Source organism: Streptomyces sp. 150FB (genome assembly GCF_000818195.1).
Lineage (GTDB): Bacteria > Actinomycetota > Actinomycetes > Streptomycetales > Streptomycetaceae > Streptomyces.
On the sequence record NZ_JTHL01000001.1, the window covers coordinates 547,690 to 548,577 of the forward strand.

1 pseudogene is annotated in these 888 nt (G+C 72.4%); it reads left to right on the top strand.

Features of this window, described 5'->3' with window-relative positions:
- Positions 1–835, top strand: a pseudogene (locus tag QR77_RS02255) (sulfatase); the annotation flags it as partial.
- Positions 836–888: the final 53 nt, after the last annotated feature.

Here is an 888-nt window from a genome sequence, read left to right on the forward strand (position 1 = left end):
CCTCGTACAGACCGTCGACTTCGGCCCGACCCTGCTGGACTTCTTCGGGGTGCCGGCACCGGCGCTGATGCAGGGATCGGCGCTGGGCGGCGCCGTGGCGGCCGACACACCGGTGCGCGAGGCGGGGCTGTTCGGCGCGTTCGGGGGGCATGTCAATGTCACCGATGGGCGGTACGTGTACATGCGGGCGTGCGCGCGGCCCTCGAACGAGCCGCTGTTCGAGCACACGTTGATGCCGACCCATATTTCGAGCAGGTTCGCCCCCGAGGAGTTGGCGGACGCCGAGCTGATCGAACCGCTGCCGTTCACGAAGGGTGCCCCGGTGCTGCGGATGCCGGGCAGGCCCTGGGGCAGTCCGTACGCCTACGGCACGATGCTGTTCGACCTGGACAGCGATCCCGGGCAGCGCGCCCCGCTCCTCGACGACGAGGCCGAACTGCGCATGGCCGGGCTGCTGACGGAGCTGATGCGGGCGTGCGACGCACCGGAGAGCCAGTTCGTCCGGCTGGGTCTGCCCGTCAGTGGGGATGTGGACCGTACGCATCTGCTGGCGCGCGCGCAGTACGAGTTGGTGCTCGCGTCGTCCCAGGAGCTGCCGGACGAGGGGGAGTTCGCGCGCGCCTCGGCGAACGTGACCACCCCGCTGGGCGAGTTGCTGAGCGACGGACGTGCGCGGGCCGCCGTGCTGCGGCATCTGCCGCTGGTGGCGAATCCGGACTTCGCCGAGCGCGTGGCGGCGCGTTCGCCGTGGCAGCTCGCCGCGGTGACGCCCGGGGTCTCCGTCTCCGTACTGCGCTCGCTCGACGCCGAACTGGCCGCGCCCGCCCCGCGATAGGCCGCGGTCAGGGCGAGCTGTCCGCCGCCACCCGGTCCAGGGCCGCGTGCCGC